The sequence below is a fragment of the Frankia nepalensis genome (genome assembly GCF_016786325.1).
GTDB lineage: Bacteria > Actinomycetota > Actinomycetes > Frankiales > Frankiaceae > Pseudofrankia > Pseudofrankia nepalensis.
In genome coordinates this window covers 28,122-47,687 of record NZ_JADWYU010000247.1, presented here as the reverse complement: position 1 = coordinate 47,687, position 19,566 = coordinate 28,122, and the positions used below count along the sequence as shown (strand labels likewise).

General features: G+C 70.1%; 5 protein-coding genes. All 5 read left to right on the top strand.

Annotated elements, in window-relative coordinates:
* The first annotated feature begins 218 nt into the window (after positions 1-218).
* The 5 genes from I6A81_RS38385 to I6A81_RS38365 all read left to right on the top strand — a co-directional run bounded on the left by I6A81_RS38385 (position 219) and on the right by I6A81_RS38365 (position 19,333).
* Positions 219-1,493 (top strand): serine/threonine-protein kinase, encoded by a 1,275-nt coding sequence (locus I6A81_RS38385; protein ID WP_203001905.1) that lies wholly within the window; start codon positions 219-221, stop codon positions 1,491-1,493.
* 110 nt (positions 1,494-1,603) lie between these two features.
* Positions 1,604-4,705 carry an SNF2-related protein gene (locus tag I6A81_RS38380; RefSeq protein ID WP_307875190.1) on the top strand — a complete coding sequence of 1,034 codons (3,102 nt, stop codon included), beginning with the start codon at positions 1,604-1,606 and terminating at the stop codon, positions 4,703-4,705.
* Positions 4,702-10,080, top strand: a complete 5,379-nt coding sequence (locus I6A81_RS38375; RefSeq protein ID WP_203001906.1) for a DNA methyltransferase family protein — start codon at positions 4,702-4,704, stop codon at positions 10,078-10,080. The genes I6A81_RS38380 and I6A81_RS38375 overlap by 4 nt, the downstream gene beginning before the upstream one ends.
* On the top strand, positions 10,077-17,081 hold the full coding sequence (locus tag I6A81_RS38370) for a DEAD/DEAH box helicase (RefSeq protein WP_203001907.1): 7,005 nt from the start codon (positions 10,077-10,079) through the stop codon (positions 17,079-17,081). The genes I6A81_RS38375 and I6A81_RS38370 overlap by 4 nt, the downstream gene beginning before the upstream one ends.
* Positions 17,078-19,333 carry a UvrD-helicase domain-containing protein gene (locus I6A81_RS38365; protein ID WP_307875189.1) on the top strand — a complete coding sequence of 752 codons (2,256 nt, stop codon included), beginning with the start codon at positions 17,078-17,080 and terminating at the stop codon, positions 19,331-19,333. The genes I6A81_RS38370 and I6A81_RS38365 overlap by 4 nt, the downstream gene beginning before the upstream one ends.
* Positions 19,334-19,566 lie beyond the last annotated feature (233 nt).

Below are 19,566 nucleotides of genomic sequence, written 5' to 3'. Positions count from 1 at the left end.
GTTGGCGCAAGCTACCGGTCGACACACCTAGCGGCGCACCCGTATCCATGGGAGCGAGACGACGCAACGTGGCTATCACGTTGTGCTGCACGCGGGAACCCCTAGGACGTCGCTAGGTGCACATCTGGCCCGTCTAGGCATCAATACGATCATATGGAAGACTCCAATGCTCCGACCAGGTATGCGGTTGCTACCTGGCGTGGCCGAGGGGGGCATGGGTGGAGTCGCTGCTGCCCTCAGACCCGAGCATGATCGGCGGGTACCGGCTGGTGGCGCGGCTAGGCGCTGGCGGAATGGGGCGGGTGTACCTCGCCCGGTCAGCGACCGGGGAACACGTCGCACTCAAGGTGATCAAGCCTGAGTTGCTCGGCGGGGATGACATCCGGCGGCGGTTCACCGAGGAGATCCAGACGTTGCGGCTGGTCTACGGGTCGCGCAACGCGCGGTTCGAGGCCGACGGGATGGACGACGACCCGCCGTGGCTCGCCTTCGAGTACGTGCCCGGCCAGACGCTGCGCGAGCACGTCGAGCAGGACGGCCCGCTGGCGGGCGTGCTGGTCGCGGTCCTTGGGATGACGCTGACCGATGCGCTCGACAAGCTGCACCGCGTCGGGCTGCTGCACCGCGACCTCAAACCACACAACGTCATGCTCGGCCCGGACGGCCCGAAGGTCATCGACTTCGGGCTCGCGGTCCTCGAGGGCCAGGCGGGGCAGAACACGGCCTCCGGCGCCATCATCGGCACCCCGGCCTACCTGCCGCCGGAGCAGGCAACCGGCGGTACCGCCATCACGACGGCGGCCGACGTCTACGCGCTCGGCGCGACGCTGGTCTACGCCGCGACCGCGCACACCCTCTACCAGCCCCGGACCATTCCCGCGCTCATCAGGGAGATCACCGACCCCGCCGTCGAGCCGGATCTGTCGGGTGTGCCGGAAGAGCTGACCGACCTGCTCGCCGGCATGGTCGTCCACGACCCGGCGCGACGGCCCACCGTTCGAGAGGTACAGCGCAAGCTGCTCGCCGTCGTCGACGCGGCCGGATCGATCAGCGGGATGCGCCGACAACTCGTCGTCACCACCTACGCCGCCCCGGTCCCGGTGACGCTGGACGTCTCGGCCACGGACGGCCTGACCGCCAGACCGGACGAGGACGATGACGTGCCCGGCCCGGTACGCGGCGTCGCCAACGACACGGTGCCCGAACCGACGGTTCTCGACGTCTCGTCATCGCTGGGCATCCCAGCCCAAGGCCACGGGCCGGATGTCGCCGGGGACAGCTTGCCGCCGCGGTCAGCGGCGGAGTCGGCGCCGTTCGACCCGGAGGCGACCACGGTCACCGGCCCGCCGCTGATCCCGCCAGACCTGCTGCCCGCGCTGGCGGGCCGGCCGAGGACCACGGCGCCTCCACCGGCACGCACGTCGCGCCCCTTGCAGGTCGGCTGGCTCGTGGACGAGCTGCGCGCCGCCTATGCGCGGGACGCGCCGTTGTGACAGGCGCTCCGTCGCGCAGCCAGGTGATGCCCCGCGTGAACAGTTCGACGGCCCGGTCCGGACGGCTCGCAGCCGTCGCAGGCCCCTGGCCTTCCCGAGAGAGGTAATTCGTGGTCACAGCACCGCCGTCGTCGACGCCGCCTGCCCCGGGCGCGCGGGTGCTCATCCGGGATGAGGAATGGCTGGTCCGCGGCGTGACACGGACCAGCCACGATGGCTACCTGGTGCGCGTCGTCGGTGCGTCCGAGTTCGTCCGTGGGCTGGAGGCGTCGTTCTTCGACGGCCCGGGCCTCGACACGATCGTGACTCTGCGGCCGGAGGACACCCAGCTCGTCCGGGACGGCTCGACGAGGTTCCGCCGGAGCCGGCTGTACCTGGAGGCGGTGCTGCGGCGTACCCCGCTGCCGCGCGCGGAGCGACGCCTCGCGCTCACCGAAGGGTTCTTGCTGGACAAGCTCGAATACCAGTGGCGTCCCGCGCAGCTGGCGTTGGCGGGTCTGCAGCCACGGATCCTGATCGCCGATGTCGTCGGTCTCGGCAAGACGCTGGAGATCGGGCTGCTGCTGGGCGAGCTGATCCGCCGTGGCCGGGGTGAGCGGCTGCTGGTGGTCACTCCGCAGCATGTTCTCGAGCAGTTCCAGCACGAGCTGTGGACGCGCTTCTCGATCCCGCTGGTGCGGCTCGACTCGGTCGGCATCGAACGGATCCAGCGGGAGATCCCGGCGGGCCGCAACCCGTTCACCTACTTCAAGCGGGTCATCGTCTCGATCGACACGCTCAAGAACGTCGGCAGGTACGGCCACCACCTGGAGGAGACCCGGTGGGACGCGGTCGTCATCGACGAGTCACACAACCTGATCGGCGCGAACAGCCTGCGTAACCGGCTCGCGCGGACGCTCGCCGCGCAGACCGACGCCCTGATCCTCGCGAGCGCGACCCCGCACAACGGCAACAAGCGGTCGTTCGGCGAGCTGCTGCGGATGCTCGATCCCGCGGCGATCGCGAACCTCAACACCTACCAGCGCGAGGACATCGAGCATCTCTACATCCGGCGGACAAAGCGCTCGTCGGAGGTCCGGGACAAGGTCCTCGACCGGTGGGCCGACCGCGGCGACTCGCTGCGCATGGAATGCCCGGCCAGCGCGGCGGAGGAGCGGATCTTCGCGGAGCTGACTGCGCGCTGGGTCCAGGCGCCCGAGCCCAAGACAGCGGCAGTACCGAGGATCAAGGGCGGCGGAGGGCAGCAGCTTTTCGCGTACACGGTGGCCAAGGCGTTTCTGTCGTCGCACCACGCGCTGCTGGAGACCATCGACAGCCGGCTGAAGTCCTCCGCGCACAAGCAGGCCGAGAACCGGGTGGACGAGCAGACCCGGCTTCAGGAGCTGCGCCGGCTGGCAGCCGGGATGTCCGACGACGACTCGACGAAGCTCGCCGCGCTGCTCGACCAGTTGCGCAAGGCCGGGGTTGACCCGCGTTCCGATACCCGGGTCGTGGTCTTCTCGGAGCGGCTGGCCACCCTGCGCTGGCTTGCCAAGGTCGTGCCCGCGCAACTCGGCCTGCCGGTGGCGCAACTGCCCGCGAACCGCCGGCTCAGCGACGCGGCCTTCGACTCGGATTTCAACCGGCGGGAGTACGGCGGCGCCGCCCGGCTCCTGCACGGCAAGCTGACGGACTCCGAACAGCAACGCATCGTCGAGGAGTTCTCCCTCGCCGGCAGCCCTGTGCGGCTGCTGTTCACCGGTGACGTCGCCTCCGAGGGCGTGAACCTGCACCGCTCGTGCCACCGGCTGATCCACTTTGACGTGCCGTGGAGCCTCATCCGCATCGAGCAGCGCAACGGCCGCATCGATCGTTACGGCCAGCGGCACGCTCCCGAGTTCGCCGCCCTGCTGCTCAGGTCTGCGACGCCGCGGGCCCTGGACGACCGGGCTGTCGCGGCGAAGCTGCTTGCCGCCGAGGAGGAGGCCTACGTCGCCCTCGGGACCGCCGAGGAGGTCACCGGCCTGTATCTGGCGGAGCGCGAGGAGCGCCGCCTGATGCAGGACCTGCTCGCTGGGCGCACCGTCGAGGAGTCCCTGGACGCCGGCGCCGCGCGCCGCGCGGTGTCGACCGGCCCGCGGACCAGCGACGACGACCCGCTTGGCCTCCGGACCGACGAGGACAAGTCTGAGGATCAGCCCGACGAGGCGGATGAGGCCGCGCAGGAGGCCACCTACGATCTTCTCGGTGCCTACCTGGACCCGGACGCCGAGGCACACACCGGCGACCCGGAGCCGGAGACAGTCACGCCGCCTCAGCTGTTCACCACGCTCTCGGCGTTCGTCGACGAGGCATTCGACGAGGTCTACGACGAGCAGGCCGAGCAAGCCGTCGGCCTCACGCGCGACGGCACTTTCAGGGCGTTCAACGCACCGGAGGACCTGGAGGCGCGGCTCTCCGACCTGCCACGGAGCTATCTGGCCCGGCTGCGCGATCAGCATGGGAACCTGAAGCTACGCCTCACGTTCGACAAGACCGAAGCGGGCGACGCATTGGTCGCGTCCCGCCGCGGTCGCGAGACGCTGTGGCCAGACAAGGGGCTCATCACCGACATCCACCCTGTTGTCGACTGGCTGGTCGACAAGGTGCTCGTCCGGCTCGACCGCCAGCAGGCCCCGGTGCTGACCGTGCCTGTCGACGAGCCGGAGTTCCTCGTCCAGGGCGTCTACTGCAACCAGTTCGGTCAGCCGACGGTGGTGGAGTGGATGGCCATCCGCGGCCGCCCCGGACCGGACCGCATCCGCCCGATGGAGGTCGCGCTGGCCGCCGCCAGGGTCGGCCCGGGCATGACCAACACCCAGGCGGCTGTCGACCTCGCCCCGCTCCAGGCGCTGGTCTCGGAGGTGGTCAGTACCGCGAGGGCACACCTGGAGGCCCGGCGGGCCGAATGGGATGCGCAGGTCACCGGTCCACTCGACGGGTATCTGTCCCGCCTGGACCGGTGGGTGCAGACCAGTCTGCCCCTCGGCATCGACCAGCTGGCGACCCAACAGCAGGACGACAGTCAGACCATCCGTCAGCTGACCAGACGCGAGCAGCGGGTGCGCGACACCGAGAAGCGGCAGCGTGACCTGGTCGAACGCCTGCACACCACGGGAGAGCCGCTGCTGCGGGTCCTCGCCGTGCTCGCCCCGGCCGTGCCCGCCCAGATCCCGACGGGAGCGTCCCGATGAGCTTCGACGCTCTGACGAACCGCGGCGAGTACCTCTCGCCGTACTTCATCGACGAGGTACTCCCCGGCGAGATCCGTAAATCGGTCGCCGCACGCTGGGCCGAGCGGGAGAAAGCGGCCGCAGTTCCGGCCGTCACGACCACTCTCGTCGAGCCCCCGGCCGACCCTGGCTATGGCGCCCCGGCCGCCGGCGTTGAAGCAACCACTGCCTTGACGCCCACCGGCGGTGGAACGGTCGCGGTCGCGGAGCCCGCCGCTACCCTGCGTCTGCTCGTCCTTGCCGGCGGCGGAGGCGAGGCCGCCGAGGTCCCGGAGGAGACCCTCGCGGTCGCGGTCACGCCACGGGCCGGGCTGCGCGGCCTGCGGTCGGCCTACTACGACCGCAAGAGCGACCTGGTCGCGTTGGGCGGCGACAGCGACGACGCCGAACGTGCCCGGCAGCTGCACTGGCTGCATGAGCAGATCCTCGCCGGGCTCTCCTTCCCGCCTAAGCGGCACGTCCGGACGGTCGTCCACGCCGGCGTCGAGGTGGCCGTGCCGCTTGCCGCCGCGGTTGACGGGGTGTGGGCGGTCGAGTGCGGCTGGGCGACCGAGATCGACGCCGCAGTCGACGCGGCCGGGGCCGGTCGCCTGCTGGACCCCGTCGACCTGGGTCCACGCGAGCGGGTCACCCACGGGATGCGCCTCGTCTCGCACCTGTTCGCCGCCGACGAGCCACCGCGCTTCGTGCTGCTGCTCGCCGGCGCGGTCATCATCCTGGCCGACCGCCGGACCTGGGGCGAGGCGCGCTTCCTCGCCGCGAACCTCGACGTGGCATTCGGCCGCAACGACACGAAGCCCGGCGGCGAGCTCGAGGTGATCGCGGCGCTGTTCGGCGCGGACGCTCTCTGCCCGCCCGAGGCCGGCGGCGCCGAGCCGCTCGCGGAGCTGATCGCGGGTTCGCAGAAGCAGGCCGTCGGGGTCACCGCTGAGCTGCGCAACGGGCTGCGTGAGTCCGTCGAGCTGATCGCGAACGAGATCCTCGCCCGGCTCGCGGAGGCCGGCGTCCGCCCCGAGCAGATCGATGACCTGGCGTCTCTCGGCACCCGGCTGACCCAGGAGTCGCTGCGCTACCTGTACCGGATCCTCGTCCTTCTCTACGCCGAGGCCCGCCCCGAACTGCACGTGCTCCCGGTTGACCATCCCGAATACGTCGACGGGTACAGCCTGGCCCGGCTCGGCGACCTGGTCGCCCGGCGGCTGCCCCCCAGCCCGGCGTCACGCAACGGCACCCACCTGTTCGACTCGCTGGACCTACTGTTCCGCGTCGTCAATGATGGCTACCGCGCGCATGGCACGACGCCGCCCGACAGCCAGACGCCCGCCGGCACCGACGCCGCGGTTCCCGAGGGGGGGCCGGCCTCCGACGAGGCGGTGACTGAGAAGGCGAAAGCCGACACCGAGGCGCGGCGGCGAGCCGGACGGGCGGCGCCGAAGGTCAGTGAGGGTGAGGGCATCCGGTTCGAGCCGCTGCGCTCCGACCTGTTCGCCCCTGACGCCATCACGCTGATCGGCCAGTCATTGCCGTGGCCCGATGACGAGGACGAGGACGGCGCCGACGGTCCGCAGCGGACGATCGACACCCGGCTACGCAACGCCGTCCTCTACCGGGTTCTGCGCCGCCTTATGATCACCAAGGGTGGTCGGAAGATCAAGGGCGGTGGGCGCAGGCGGGCTGGTTTCATCTCCTACGCCCAGCTCGGCATCAACCAGCTGGGCGCCGTCTATGAGGGGCTGATGTCCTACTCCGGCTTCATCGCCGGCGAAGACCTCTACGAGGTCGCTAAGGGCGGCGACCCGAAGGACGGCAGCTGGATGGTGCCCGCCTCGAAGGCCCACGCGTACGAAGACGACGACGTCTTCGTACGCGAGATCGACGACGACGGCCACCGTACGGAGCAGCGTCGCCGCTATCCGGCCGGGTCGTTCGTCTACCGGCTCTCCGGACGCGACCGGCAGACGTCGGCCTCCTACTACACCCCGCAGTCGCTTACCGAGGTCACCGTCCAGCTCGCGCTGAAGTACCGGATCGAGGAGGCCGGGCCGGACTTCAAGGCCCGGGACATGCTCGACTGGACGATCTGTGAGCCCGCTCTCGGCTCCGGCGCGTTCCTCAACGAGGCGATCAACCAGGTCGCCGCCGAGTACCTGCGCCGTCGCCAGGAGGAGAAGCAGAAGGAGGGCACCCTCGACAATCTGCTCGACCCGGAGAGCTACGCCGTCGAGCTGCAGAAGGTCAAGGCCTACATTGCCCTGCACAACAGCTACGGCGTCGACCTGAACGCCACCGCCATCGAGCTCGCCGACGTCTCGCTCTGGCTGAACGTCATGCACGCCGGCCTACAGGCCCCCTGGTTCGGCCTGCACCTGCGCCGCGGCAACTCCCTCGTCGGCGCCGGCCGCCGCTACTACCTGCCCGCCACGCTGGCCGACCGCTCATGGCTGAACAGCGCCCCGGTCGACCACCCGTTCCGCGACGGCGAGCTGCCCGCCGGGGCCATTCACCACTTCCTGCTGCCCGCCGCCGGCTGGGGTGCGGTCGCCGCCGAGAAGGAAGCTAAGGAGCTCGCGCCCGACGACGCGAAGAAGCTCGCCACGTGGCGCCGCGCCATCACCAAGGCGCCGACGACGAAGGGCACGAAGAGCAAGCCCAGCCAGGCCGACCAGCTGGCGGCGCTCGCCCGGCGCGTCGAGTACCTGTGGAGCCTCGTCCAGCAGCGCCTGGAGATCTCCGAACGCGAGATCCGCCGCCAGATCGACGTCTGGGGCGCCGACGACCTCCCCGAGGTCCGCGAACTGGTCTCCCGCCAGAAGATCAAAGACGACCTGGAGGCGCCCGGCACGCCGTACTGGCGGCTGAAGAAGCTGATGGACGCCTGGTGCGCTCTCTGGTTCTGGCCCGTCGACGGCGCCGGTCTGCTGGACGGCACCGGTCTCGACTACGGACGCGCCCCGCTCACCGTCACCAGCGTTGTCCCCGAGCCGGCGGCCGAGCGTCTCCGCGCAGCTGACGACGACGCGACCAGGGTCGTGACGTGGGAAGAACTGTCGATCTTCGGAGAGGAGACCGGCCTGGCGCTCGCCGCGCCCGCCGCCGCGAACGGCCGGTCCACGCTGTCCAGCGGGAAGTCGGCGAAGCGACCAGAACGATCCCGCGGCGCAGTCCCGCTGGCGAGCCTCGACCACTGGATCCGCTTCGCCACAGCCCTGATCGGCCGGGGCGACGTCGCCCAGGATTCCCTGATCAGCCAGTTCACGTCCCTCGACGCCCTCGAGGACCACGAGGACGGCCTGGCCGCGTGGATGGGCCAGGAGGACTGGACGCGTCTCCCGGAGCTCTTCCCCTGGCTAGAAACGGTCGACCAGATCGCCAAGCGCCAGGGCTTCTTCCACTGGGAGGTCGAGTTCGGCCAAGTCTTCCAACACGGCGGCTTCGACCTCCAGGTCGGTAATCCTCCATGGTTCCGTCCACGCTGGGACGAAGGAGTCATCCTTGGGGAATATGACCCGTGGTTCACATTGCATGAACAGCCGCCTGTAGAGGTTTGGAACTCCAGGAAGAAGGAATGGATTTCCGCGCCTAGCTCGCGCGCGTACCTACTCTCGGAACTCGCCTCCAATGCGGGACTGGTCGCATCTCTTGGTTCGGGGGCAACATATGACCTGCTGTCCGGATCACAGCCAAACCTGTACCGCGCCTTCATGGTCCAAGTATTCCGGCATGCCCATCGGCAAGGAACTGGCGGTCTCATACACCCAGACACGCACTTTTCAGGTACCCAGGAGGCGCGTCTGCGTGCGGCAGCGTACGGCCACCTCCGCCTCCACGCCCACTTCCATAATAGACTATTGATCTTCAGTGACATCAACTGGAACACGGAGTTCGGCGTTCATATTTATGGGGGAATCCGGGAACCCTCTTTCGGTCACGTAAACTGGCTATGTGATCCCGCGACGCTGGCCGCGTCGATTGACCATGATGGTACCGGTGGCACGCCTGGAATGAAGCGCTTCGGGACCTGGGACCTGCGGCCGCATCGCAGGCGTCTGATAGACGTTAACATGAAGACACTCGCGGAGTGGAACGGTCTTATTGGCGATAAGGCCGACGACCCACAGCAGGCGCGTCTCCTTTTTCCGCTAAGTTCGGACGAGCAGAACGCGATCGAGTCGCTGTCATCGTGGCGCCATCGGGTCGGCGACGACGTCTTGTGGATGAGCCGAGGCTACAACGAATCGGGAGCCAAGAAAGCCGGTTTGATCCGGGCGGAAACTCGAAGTTCGGCAGACTGGCGCGAAGTCATTATCCGTGGACCCCAGTTCGCGATATCGACGCCGATAGCGAAGCAGCCACCCGAGACGAAGCACACCGACAAGCCGGTCGGTCTTGTGAGGTTGTCCGGGAACTACATTCCCGCCACAGATTACGTCCCCGCCTGCCAACCCGATCGGTTCGTGGCAGCACAGGACGTGTGGAACGACAAGCCATTCTCCGACTATTTCCGCCTCTTCTGGCGATCCATGATTGCCACGAACACCGAACGGTCACTGTTCGCCGCCATATTGCCACCCGGGCCGTCGCATGTGGATGCCGTCCACTCCCTCGCCGCTCCCAGCAACCAGATGACCGTACTCGTAGCCGGCTTCTGGAGTGCGCTTCCTCTTGACTATGTGTTGCGAATCGCAGGACGGGCGCACTTGCATGTCACGGAAGCGAGAGCGATGCCAAATGGCTCTCTCGATCACCCATTGGCATCTGCGCTGATTTTTCGCACGCTACGACTAAACTGCCTGACCACCTCTTACGCTCCGCTATGGACCGAGTTGTACGACGCCAATTGTGTTGATCGGGACGGTTGGGCGGTGGCCTGGCCGCAGCTGGAGCCGTTGACGGACGTCGGGCCAGAGTGGGGACGCGAGACTCCGTTGCGGGCGGAGTATGCACGGCGGGCGGCGTTGGTCGAGATCGACGCTCTGGTGTCCGTCTGGCTGGGGATCAGCATTGACGCACTCGTGGCGATCTACCGGTCCCGGTTCCCGCAGCTCGTGGACTACGACGCGCAGACGTGGTTCGACGCGAACGGGCGGAAGATCGCGGCGAACTTCAACACTTACGGTCACGGCCAGACGAAGGAAGACTTCATCGAACTCCAGGAACACCTTGAGCGCCCTACCCACAAACTGCCGCCGGCCGGTTACGCCGCTCCCTTCTACAAGGCCGATCGCGAGGCCGAGATGCGGGCCGCGCACGCGGTCTTCTCGGCTCGGCTGCAGGCGGCCCGTGAAGCTGGCTGGCGGGAGTCCGAGGATCCTGTGAGCTTGGAGGCCGTCGGATGAGGCCCACCATTGCCGCCGAGGGGCTGCGGCGGTCGTTGACGCAGTATCTGACGACGACGTTCGCGCTGACGGACTCCGGTGAGCAGGAGGCGCTGGCCGCGTTTCTCGACGACCCGGAGTACGGGATTTACCGCGGTCCGTATGTCCGCGTCCGGATGCCGTTCCGCGACGCCGAGGCCGGCTGGCGGGAGCACGTCGACTGGGCGCCGGAAGACTGGACGCCGCGGGCGCATCAGGCGAAGGCGTTCGCGCGGCTGTCGACGAAGCACGGCCCGGCCGAGCCGACAGTGCTCACGACGGGCACCGGTTCGGGCAAGACCGAGGCGTTCTTGGTACCGATCCTGGACCACTGCCGCCGTGAAGCCGCCGTGGGCCGTCCGGGTGTGAAGGCGCTGTTGCTCTACCCGATGAACGCGCTGGCCTCCGACCAGACGGCCCGTCTGAACGCCTACCTGGAGCACCCGGACTTGGCTGCCGTCACGGCCGGCCTCTACATCGGGGACACCCCGGCGGAGGGCTACCGCCGGGTGCTGACCGACCGGGCGGCAATCCGCCGAAGCCCGCCCGACATTCTGATCACGAACTACAAGATGCTCGACCAGCTGCTGCAGCGCTCAGAGGACGTCCCCCTCTGGCAGGACAGCAGCCTGGCCTACGTTGTTCTTGACGAGTTCCACACCTACGACGGCGCGCAGGGCACCGACGTCGCGATGCTGCTGCGCCGCCTCGGCGCGGTCATCGGCGTGGCTCAGCCCGGCCGGCCGCTCGGCCCGGTCTGCCCGGTGGCGACGTCGGCGACGCTCGGCTCGGGCGCGCTCGCGGACGACACGGTGCTGGCGATCCGCGCCGTCGCCGAGGAGATCTTTGGAACGCCGTTCGACGAGACCTCGGTGATCGGCGAGGACCGGCTGTCCCCAGGCGAGGTGCTCCAGGAGCCGGACCTCTCGCTACCCGACCCAGATCCGGCCGCTCTCGCCACGCTGCCTTTCGATGGTCCCGCCCTTGGCTTCGCCGGCCCCGCCGATGACGAGGCTGTTCGTGCCCGCCAACTGGCGGCGATGCGCCCCCTGGCTGTCGCCGTTCTCGGCCCGGCGGCCGAGGGGCCGCTGACGCCGACGCTGCTGGGCACGTTCCTACGCCGGCACAAGCTGACGCGTGCCGTGCTGCGCCTGCTCGGCGACCTGCCCCGGACCGCCGATGAGGCACTGGAAGGTTTCCCCCGCGAGGACCTGCGTGCCTGGGGTCTGGCCCTGACCAACCAGCCGGAGGTCGCGGCGGCGGCGCTGGCCCGGTTCGTCGCGCTGCTCTCGACGGCCCGCGACCCGGACGACCCGCGCCGCCCACTCGTCGCGGTGGAGACCCACCTGTGGGTGCGGGCGGTCTCCCGGCTGCTGCGCGCGGTCGCCGTACATCCCGCCTTCGCGTGGGACGGCGAGCAGCGTCCCGCGCCGACGCCGGCGCTGGACCTCGCGACGACGGTCGCGATGGACGACGGCGACGCCCCAACGGTCCCAGCCATGCCCGGCGGCGCGGCGGTGTCGGCGGCCTCGGTGGTCGCGGACAGCGGGCAGCCGCTGCTGCCAGCCGTGTACTGCCGTCACTGCGGCCGGTCCGGCTGGGCGGCACTCTCCCCAGAGCGCAATCCGTACGAGCTCGTCACCGATCCGACCAAGATCTACCGGGCCGGGGTCGGCCGGGAGAAGCGGCGAGTCCGGGCGCTGATCCAGGCGACCGAGCACGAACGCGGCGCGCCGGCCGAGAACCCGGTGATGATCCTCGACGCCGCGGGCACCGCGCTACATGTCTACGACCCCGCGGTCGAACAGCCGGGCGTGGCGGTGCTGTGCGCGTTCGCCGACGAGGCCGGCGCGGAGGCGGACCGCTGCCCTGCCTGCGGCCTGGAACAGGGCATCCGCTACCTGGGCGCCGGCCTCGCGGCGCTGGCGTCCGTCTCGATCAGCCAGCTGTTCACCGGCGGCGAGCTGCCGACGCCGAAGTCCCGCCACACCCTGCTGTTCAACGACTCGGTTCAGGACGCGGCCCACCGGGCCGGGTTCGTGGCGGCCCGTGCCTTCACGTTCTCGCTTCGGGCGCTGCTCGCGGCCCAGCTGACGGACGGACGGCCGGTCGCGCTCAACGACCTGATCGCGGACCTGATCGCCGACGCCGCCGACCCGGAAACGCTGGCAGCCCTGGTCCCGCCCGAACTGCACGACGTCGAAGGCGTCGACGCGCTGCTGTCAGGCCGGGAACGGGGCCGGCGCGCCACCTGGCGGCTGCTGGCCGACCGGCTCGGTTTCGCCACCGTGCTCGAGTTCGGCCTGCGGTCCCGCAATGGCCGCACGCTGGAGCTGACCCGCTCGGTCGCGGCCGAGGTCGATCTGCGGGACGCCGCGCGGATCCGCGGCCTAGCCCGCGACACCCTCCTGCGCACCCAGGTTCAGCCGCTGTCACCCGACGAGCTGACGGACGCGCGTTACGACGCCTACCTGCGGGGCCTGCTGGAGCGGCTGCGGATCCGCGGCGCCGTGTATCACCATTGGTTGGACAAGTACCTGGCCGAAGGCGGCCGGCGTTTCCGGATCTGGGGTGGCCGGCCGAACGGCATGCCCGCGTTCCCCCGCAGCCTGGCGGCCCCGGCGTTCCTCATGACGGCATCCCGGCCACGCACCCAGTTCGACCTGCTGGCCAGCACCGGCAACTGGTACCAGGACTGGACGGCCCGCACGCTCGGGCTGGGCCGCGACCACGCGTCGGACTACCTGCGCGCCCTGCTGCCTCGGCTCGCCGAGGAGGGCGCGGTCGCCCAGCGGGTCATCGTCCGCCCGCTCGGCAACTCACACCAGCCCCGCCGGGGCGCGACGCCGGCCTCGGGGATCACCGTCTACGGCCTGCAGCCCGGGCACATCACCGTCCTAGGCCTCGATGATGAGCAGGCACGGGACGCGGGCGTACGCTGCGACGCCTGCGCGTGGACGCAGACCGTTCCACCAGCACGGATCGCCGACTGGGTCGGCCAGCCGTGCCACCGCTACCGCTGCCCCGGCACGCTGCGGCACGCCGTCCTGCCGCGGGCCTCCGCTGACTACTACCGGCGTCTCTACCGGGAGAGTGGCGCGTTCCGGGTCGTCACCGACGAGCACACCGGCCTGCTCACCCGGGAGCAGCGGGAGACCGTGGAGCGGAGGTTCCGCGACGGCGCCCATTACACCGACCCGAACGTGCTCTCCTGTACGCCGACGCTCGAACTGGGCATCGACATCGGCGAACTGGAGACGGTGCTACTCGCGTCGCTGCCCGCCGGACCGGCGAACTACGTCCAACGCGCCGGCCGCGCGGGCCGGGCCAGCGGCAACGCGTTCGTACTTACGCTGCTGGGCCGGGGCGAGCGGGAGCAGTACTACCTGACAGAGCCCCGCGACATGATCGCCGGGGAGATCGCGCCGCCGGGCACATACCTGTCGGCCATCGAGATCCTGCGCCGCCAGTACCTCGCCCACCTGATCGACCTCGCGGCCCGCGATCGCCTGCCCGGAGCCCGCCCGCTGCCGCGCCGGGCGGGAGCGCTGTTCGGGCTCGACAGCTGGCTCACGGACTTCACCCTCGCCGCGCTGAAGACCGGCGCGGCCGAAGTCGAGAACTTCCTGGCCCTGTTCGGCGTCACCGACGACAGTCCTGCCGGGAACGAGCCAGCCGTCGGCACCGACAGCGGTACCGCGACCGGCGACGACATCCCCTGGACTGGGGGCACGACCGAAGCCAGCGCGGGCGGCGCGCAGCTGAGCGCGACCGCCGCCGCCGAGTTGCGAGAGTTCGCCGTCGGCGGGCTCAGAGACGTCATCGACGCGGCCGTGGCGGCGTGGGAGCAGCGGATCGCGGGCCTGCGCGGCCGGCTCGACACCATCGACCTGGCCCGCGCCGGTCTGCTGCAGTCCGACGACGACCAGCGGCGCGACTACCGGGCCCTGTCCGCGCAGCGGGGCGCGCTCGCCCGCCTCGCCGGCCAGATCACCGGGCGGTCGGCGCACGGCACCCTCGTCGACCTGGGGCTGCTGCCGAACTACGCGTTGTTCGACGGCGCGACGACGCTGGAGGCCACCCTCACCTGGGAAGAGCAGAGCGCCAACGGCGAGCGCCGGTACATCAGCGAGGTCCGCGAGTACGACCGCCCCGTCCGCCAGGCCCTGACCGAGATCGCTCCCGGGAACACGTACTACGTGCGCGGCTACGCCCACCGCGTCACCGGCCTCGATATCGGCCCGCGCACGAAGCCCGCCTGGGAGACGTGGCGAATCTGCCCCGCCTGTGGCTTCGTGCGGACCCCCCAGCCCGAGCTGGCCGCCGGCGCGTCGGCCGGGCCGCAGGAGTCCTACGGTCACCTTGTTGACAACACCGGGCCGTGCGAGCGCTGCCGGCACACCGGCATCGGCGACTCCGGCTCGAAGTTCACCGTGCTTCGCCCGACCAGGGTCACCGCGATCGACCGGCGTGAGGATGTCCGGATCCGCGACGAGGTCGACGACCGCGAGGGCCGTTTCTACACGACCCTGACCACCGTCGACGTCGACCCGGCGCGGATCCTGCGCTCCTGGCGGCACACCGGAGCGACGTTCGGCGTCGACTATGCCCGTCCCGCGGCCGTCCGCACGTTCAACCTCGGCGCGACCCGGCCCGATCGGAACCCGACAGATCTCTTCGCCGGCGACACGGTGTCGCTCAACCCGTTCCAGGTGTGCGTCGACTGCGGCGGCACCGCGGTGGACGGCCCACCCGCGACCACGGCCAGCGGCACCGGCTTCGGCCAGATAGCTGAAGGCCCAGGGACCGTGAACGGCGAGCGGTCGGAGTCCGGCGACGGGCTGCGCGGCCACGAGCACCACCGGCTCTACTGCCGGCACCGCCGTAACCCCACGTCGGCACGCCACCAGCCGGTGCTGCTCGCCGACGAGTTGCACACCGAGGCGATCCGCATCCTGGTGCCCGCCCTGACACAGTCGATCACGACCCGGCGGGCATCCTTCGCGGCGGCGCTGCGGCTTGGGATCTCCCGCGCGTACCGGGGCAGCCCCGACCATCTGCGGCTCACGTCCACGGTCATGCCCGACAGCGCGACCGGCACGACCCGGCAGTTCCTCGTCCTCTACGACAGCCAGCCGGGCGGCACCGGCTACCTGCACCGGCTCGCCGACCCGGACAGTTTCCACAAGGTCCTGACCGCCGCTCTGGACGCGATCGAGACCTGCCCATGCGTAGACGCCGGCCGGCCCGGCTGTCCTCGCTGCCTGCTGCGCTACGCCCGCCGCGACGAGTTCGCCCAGATCCAGCGGGCCGAGGCCGTCGCCGTTCTGCGCGAACTGCTCGATGGCTGGGAGGTCGCTGACAGCGCTCCCGCCGACCAGGCATCGATGATCCATCTGGTGGAAAGCGAGCTGGAGGCTCGGTTCCTCAACGGCCTGCGGACCTGGGCCGCCCGAACGGACACTCCCGGGACGCTGAGCGCGAGCGCGACCATCGCGGGCGGCGTCCGGGTCGCCGAACTTCGGATCACCGGGCCCGACGGCGGGATCGCGCACTGGCGGATGCGGCTGCAGCACACCATCGCCGGCACCCGGCCCGATGTGCATTTCGCCCGGCTCGACGGCCCGCCCATGGAAGTCGCCGTCTACCTCGACGGCTTCCGCTACCACGCCTCCGCCGAGCACAACCGGCTCGCCGACGACGCCGACAAACGTTCCCGGCTACGTGCCCACGGGGTGCGGGTCTTCCAGCTCACCTGGAACGACGTCGACGAGTGGCGAACCAGGACGCCGGGCGCGCCCTCCCCGCCACGTGCTCCTTACCAGGGCCAGGCCCAGCAGCTGGCACACCGCATGTACCGGCACCTCACAGCCTCGCGACCGGCCGACGAGCTCGACCGGTACGTCTGGGTCAACCCGGTCGACCAGCTCCTCGCCTTCCTCGCGGACCCGGACAGCGGCCAGTGGCGGATGCGGGCCGAAGCGACGGTCGCCGGTCTGCTCGCGACCGCAGGCGTCCGGCGCACACAGGTCGACGCGCCCGGTGTTCCCGCGGCTATCGTCGCCGGGCTGCGCGGCGGGCAGCTGGCACGTTCCACCGGAGCGATCACCGTGGTGCGGGCGCACGATGATGCCGGCTGCCCGGTGCTTGCCCTGATCGACGACCGGGCCGGCGTGGCGAACCGGGTGTTCTCCGCGCTGGTCGTCGTCGACGACCGGGACGAGGCCGTCGGCTCGGCGAGCGAACAAGCTGGTGGAACAGCGGGTCACGAGTCCCACGGCCAGGCACCGGGAGGGCTCGACGCGGCCGGGATCACGTCGGTCCATGGCCGCCGGTGGGCGTCATGGCTGGCCTGGACGAACCTGGTCCAGTTCCTCGCGGACGGCGCCGGCGACGCCGTCCAGCTGACCGTCACCGGCCTCGACGACTTCGACCCGACCCTGCTCGCCGCGGCCGAGGGAGGCGGTTTCGACGAGGCGCAAGCGGCGCGGGCGCTCGACCAGGAGACGTCCACCTGGCTCGGCCGCCCGACGACGCCCGCGCGGTCCGCGAGTAGGCCTGGCGCTCTCGCCGACCCCGTATGGCGGGAAGTGCTTGCCCTGGTCGACCCCGACGAACCAGGCATCGCCGATCTTGTCCAGGCCCTGGCCGCCGACGCCGCCGGAGCCGTTCCGGTGCCCGAGGTCGGATTCGAGCTGGGGGCCGGTGCCTGGCAGGCGGAGCTGGCCTGGCCGGACACGCGGGTCGGTGTCGTGCTCGCCTCTGTCGACCGGTCCGACCAGGAGGCCGCCGACCGGGACGACGCCTACCGGGCGGCCGGCTGGGACGTCCGCCCGGCGACCGGCTGGACCGCCGCGGACCTGGCCGCCCGAATCGGCCGTGGCGCCGTCCGTCGGCCCCGTCCGGCGGACATCCCTGACAACAGCCATGTCGGCACCGTCGGCGAAGCCAGCCTGGCCGAGGAAGAGGAAGGCACACGGTGAATACCCAGGTCCGAGTTACCCTGCGGATCCTCGACCGGGCTGACAAGGAGATCCTCGAGCTCCCGCGGGTCGTGAAGGGCGCGGTCTACGAGTTCCAGTCGAAGTTCCGTGCGGACCCTAACCACCCTTCACTGCGGTTCAAGCAGCTCAAGGGCGGCTCACGCCTCTACTCGGCCCGTGTCGGCCACGACCACCGGGCGCTGCTGCTGCACGTCGGCGGCGGCGACTATCTGCTGGTCTCGGTCAAGGACCGCAAAGAGGTGTACGACGACCTCGACCGCTATGCCTACGAGATCAACCGGGTGACCGGCGGCATCGAGGTCGTCGACCTGGCCGCCGTAGGAGACAGCGTCGTCGGCCGCGTCCTTGGCAAAGCCGAACCGCGGACTGGGACGTCGCCCAGGTTCACCTCAGCCGACCCGGCCATCCCGGAACAGGGTGGAGGTCTCTTCCGGCACGTCGACGACGCCATGCTGCTGCAGCTCGGCGTCGCGGAGCCGTTGCTCCCGTCGATCCGGAAGCTCACCACCGAGGACCAGCTGCTCCAATTCGTCGACTGCGTGCCGCAACTGACGTCCGATGTCCTCATGGCGCTCCACGACGGCAAGACCGTCGACGAGGTCATGGAGATCGTCACCGCTCCGGTCGCCGCGCCGGAACCCGTCGACACCACCGACTACGCCGCCGCCGTCGCCCGGCCGTCGACACCGGTGACGAGCGACGACGAGGCGCTGCGCGCGATCCTCGCCGAGTCGTTCGCCCGGTGGCAGGTCTTCCTGCACCCGACCCAGCGCAAGCTCGCGGACAACACCTACAACGGACCGGCGCGGATCAGCGGCGGCCCCGGAACCGGCAAGACGATCGTCGCCCTGCACCGGGCGCTGCACCTGGCGATCGACCTGCCGGCAGGAACGACCGGTCGGCCGATTCTGCTCACCACGTTCAACCGCAACCTCGCCGCCGACCTGCGCACCCGGCTGCTTGAGCTGGCCGGTCCCGAACACACCGCGCGCGTCGAGATCGTCAATATTGACAGTCTCGCCGCCCGGGTTGTGTCCGACGCCGACGACTCTCGGCGGAGCACCATCGGCCAGGAGGCCGAGATCCGTGAGTGGAAGGCGATGCTCCTTGAACTCGGCGAGACCCGCTTCTCCGCCGAGTTCCTCGCCGCCGAATGGTCCCAGGTCATCCTCGGACAGGTGCTGGGCTCCCGCGCCGACTACTTCCGGGCGCGGCGCCCAGGCCGCGGCCGGCAGCTCACCCGCCAGGACCGCGACGTGGTCTGGCAGCTGACCGAACGGTTCACCAAGCGGCTTGCCGATCAGAACGTGTGGACATGGCAGCAGGTCGCCGAACGCGCCGCCGAACTAGAGATCGCCCGCGCTGACCGAGCCACGGCGGCTTCCTCCGACAGTGCGACGGAGCAGTCCGGTCCTGGCACGCGCTACCGCTACCAGCATGTGATCGTCGACGAGGCCCAGGATCTCAGCCCGGCGCACTGGAAGCTGCTACGCGCCATGGTCGCACCCAGTGTCAACGACATGTTCCTCGTTGGCGACACCCATCAGCGGATCTACGACAACGTCGTCAGCCTCGGCAGTCTGGGCGTGAACATCCGGGGCCGCTCCCACAAGCTGACGCTCAGCTATCGGACTACCCGCCAGATCCTGAAGCTCGCGCTCCAACTCCTGCATGGTGAGAGCTACGACAACCTCGACGACGGCACCGAGGACCTCGCCGGCTACCGCAGCCTGCTCAGTGGCGGTGAGCCCGAGCTCGTCCCCCACGTCACCTGGGACGACGAGCAGCGCACGATCAGCGCCCAGGTCCGGGCATGGCTCGGCGACGCACAGCCCGGCGCCGTCACCCAAACCGGTGGCCGGATCGCCGTCTGCGTTCCCACCCGTGCCTTGGCCGCTGACGTACTCGCCACCCTGACGGCCGACGGCGTCGAAGCCGTCGAGATCGGATCCGACGGCCCGGCCGCCAGCGCGGGCGCGAACGCCGTCCACGTCGGTACGATGCATCGCTTCAAAGGCCTCGAATACCGACAGCTGATCATCGCCGCCGCCAGCCAGGGCTACATCCCCCGCGGTTTCCTCGACCGCATCCAGGACACTGACCCGCACCGCTACGACCGTGAGCGCAAGAAGGACCGCTCCCTGCTCTTCGTCGCCGCCACCCGCGCCCGCGACGCCCTCGTCATCACCTACCACGGCAACGCCAGCCCGTTCCTCCCCACGCAGCTCTGATTCTGGTCATTTGCTGCGCTCACAGGCTCTGGCCGCATCGCCGGCGTGTTCGGGTACCTGGTGCGCGACCTCCAGCAGCCGTCCCCCGGTCACACCGGCAAACTCGGCCTGTACGAGTCAGCTTCCGTAAGTGAGGTCGTCCCGCCACCAGGGACGGATCTTCGACGCTGGCCGGCCCCATGCGACCCCTGCTCTACGGGTGTATGCGAACTGGGCCGTACGGATAGCCGTAG

What these genes read in the sequence shown, in the direction of transcription:
- I6A81_RS38375 (WP_203001906.1), top strand. Translation starts at nt 4,702, where the DNA reads ATGAGCTTCGACGCTCTGACGAACCGCGGCGAGTACCTCTCGCCGTAC.
- I6A81_RS38370 (WP_203001907.1), top strand. Translation starts at nt 10,077, where the DNA reads ATGAGGCCCACCATTGCCGCCGAGGGGCTGCGGCGGTCGTTGACGCAG.